Origin of the sequence: Streptomyces viridosporus (genome assembly GCF_002078235.1) — a bacterium.
Lineage (GTDB): Bacteria > Actinomycetota > Actinomycetes > Streptomycetales > Streptomycetaceae > Streptomyces > Streptomyces viridosporus.
In genome coordinates this window covers 1-1,609 of sequence record NZ_MSGP01000764.1, presented here as the reverse complement: position 1 = coordinate 1,609, position 1,609 = coordinate 1, and the positions used below count along the sequence as shown (strand labels likewise).

2 pseudogenes are annotated in these 1,609 nt (G+C 72.4%); both read left to right on the top strand.

The annotated features are described in order from the left end of the window. Positions 1-44 precede the first annotated feature (44 nt). Positions 45-810: pseudogene (locus B7L92_RS37255) on the top strand (TatD family hydrolase). A 3-nt stretch (positions 811-813) separates the two neighbouring features. Beyond that, positions 814-1,609: pseudogene (gene eboE, locus B7L92_RS37250) on the top strand (metabolite traffic protein EboE); the annotation flags it as partial.

The window sequence follows — 1,609 nt, the reverse complement described above, 5'->3', positions numbered from 1 at the left end:
ACCCCGACGCACGGCACGGACCACCCCCACGGCAAGGAGTCCTGATGCGCATCTTCGACCCCCACATCCACATGTCCTCGCGCACCACCGACGACTACGAGGCCCTGTACGCCGCGGGCGTCCGCGCCGTCGTCGAACCCTCCTTCTGGCTCGGCCAGCCCCGCACCTCCCCGGCCTCCTTCCGCGACTACTTCGACTCCCTCCTCGGCTGGGAACCCTTCCGCGCCGCCCAGTACGGCATCGCCCACCACTGCACGCTCGCCCTCAACCCCAAGGAGGCCAACGACCCGCGCTGCACACCCGTCCTCGACGAACTGCCCCGGTACCTCGTCAAGGACAACGTCGTGGCCGTCGGCGAGATCGGCTACGACTCCATGACCCCCGCCGAGGACACCGCGCTGGCCGCCCAGCTCCAGCTCGCCNNACGAGACCACCGTCAAGGAGGCCAAGGACAGCGGCTGCTGGCTGGGCTTCTCCGTTTACCCGGACACCAAGATGGACGAGGAGCGGATGGTCGCCATCCTGCGCGCCCACGGCCCCAAGCAGGTCCTGGTGAACTCCGCCGCCGACTGGGGCAAGAGCGACCCGCTCAAGACCCGCAAGGTCGCCGACCTGATGCTCGCCGAGGGCTTCACCGAGGACGACGTCGACCTGGTGCTGTGGCGCAACCCCGTCGCCTTCTACGGACTCAGCGGCCGGCTGAACCTCGACGTCGCCGCCACGGACGCCACCCACGAGGGCAACTCCATCCTGCGCGGCGCGCCGAAGGACGGGTCCCGGCCGTCCGGTGCCCCGGCCGCGGAGGCGTGAGCCGTGCGCTTCCGCCACCCCGACGGCTCCACCGTCCACCTCGCCTACTGCACCAACGTCCACCCCGCCGAGACCCTCGACGGCGTCCTCGCCCAGCTCCGCGACCACTGCGAGCCCGTCCGCCGCCGCCTGGGCCGCGACCGGCTCGGCATCGGCCTGTGGCTCGCCAAGGACGCCGCCCACGCCCTGGTCACCGACCCCTCCGCACTGCGCGGGCTGCGCTGCGAGCTCGAACGGCGGGGCCTGGAGGTCGTCACCCTCAACGGCTTCCCCTACGAGGGCTTCGGCGCCGAGGAGGTCAAGTACCGCGTCTACAAACCGGACTGGGCCGACCCCGAGCGCCTGGAGTACACCACCGCCCTCGCCCGCGTCCTCGCCGGGCTGCTCCCCGACGACGTCACCGACGGCAGCATCTCCACCCTGCCGCTCGCCTGGCGCACCTCNNGCCCGCACCGCCCTGCTCACCCTCGCCGAACGCCTCGACGCCCTCCAGGAGCTGACCGGACGCTCCGTCCGCGTCGCCCTGGAGCCGGAACCCGGCTGCGTCGTCGAGACCACCCGCGACGCCATCGCCCCGCTCACCGCGATCGCCCACGACCGCATCGGCATCTGCGTCGACACCTGCCACCTCGCCACCTCCTTCGAGGACCCGCACACCGCCCTGGACGACCTGACCCGGGCGGGAGTGCCCGTGGTCAAGTCCCAGCTCTCCGCCGCCCTGCACGCCGAGCAGCCCCACCTCCCCGCCGTCCGCGAGGCCCTGGCCGCCTTCGCCGAACCCCGCTTCCTGCACCAGACC